The sequence below is a fragment of the Streptomyces sparsus genome (genome assembly GCF_054776295.1).
In genome coordinates this window covers 1-849 of record NZ_BAAHCA010001430.1, presented here as the reverse complement: position 1 = coordinate 849, position 849 = coordinate 1, and the positions used below count along the sequence as shown (strand labels likewise).

The window sequence follows — 849 nt, the reverse complement described above, 5'->3', positions numbered from 1 at the left end:
CGGGGTGTCCGCGGCCGGTCGGACGGCCCCGGCCGGCGTCGTACGCGCGGGCCGGGTGGCCGTCGCCCTGCCGTCACCGCAGGATTCGGCGCCCGACAACGGTTGTACCGCCTGGGCTGCTGCCCCCCTGCGGACGAGGCCTCCGCCTGTGGACAACCGTTCCCGTTGTCAGTCCCTCGCTCTACGGTCCTGCCCATGACGCGAACCACGCAGGTCTACAGTTATCTGCGCCCCTCCGCCGTACGGCAGGCCCCGGCGGGGCCGCTGCTCGGCCTGGAGACGTCCGGCGGCCTCACCCCCGCCGGCGCCGAGGCCAACCCCCGGTTCTTCCACGGCTTCCTCACCGAGCCGCAGGCTGCCGCCCAGGCCCTGCTCGCCGTCGCCGACATCGCGGCGGCCCGCTACCACCGGCGGCTGTCCGCCGCCTCGCTGGACCCGGTCGTCACCGCCAACGGCGACCGGCTGCGGTTCGAGTCGTTCTCCGGCTGCTGCGGCGTCTACGCCCGGCTCGACGTGCTCCCGCGCGGCCTCGACGGTGACGACATACGCCACGGCACCACCAACGTCGACGTCAACAGTCCGCTGCGGGAGTCGCTTTCCCGCGTCGGCAGCGGCGATCCGCTGCACCTGCGCGTCGGGCCTGAGGAACTGGCCGTCACGACGCTCACCGGGCCGGTCGTGGAGAAGAAGGTGCCGCTGCCCGACCGCTGGCTGCGCGGCTTCGCCGAGACCCAGGTCATCGCCTCCGGGTTCGATCTGCGCGCCGAACTCGGCGCCGTGCAGGCCCAGCGCTACCTGCGGTCGCTGCCGCGCGGCGCGACCGCGAGCGGCGGCGTCGGCTGGGTCGTG

General features: G+C 74.6%; 1 pseudogene. It reads left to right on the top strand.

The features are described 5' to 3' along the window. Positions 1 to 195 precede the first annotated feature (195 nt). Positions 196 to 849 (top strand): annotated as a pseudogene (locus ACYVE9_RS28870) (SWIM zinc finger family protein); the annotation flags it as partial.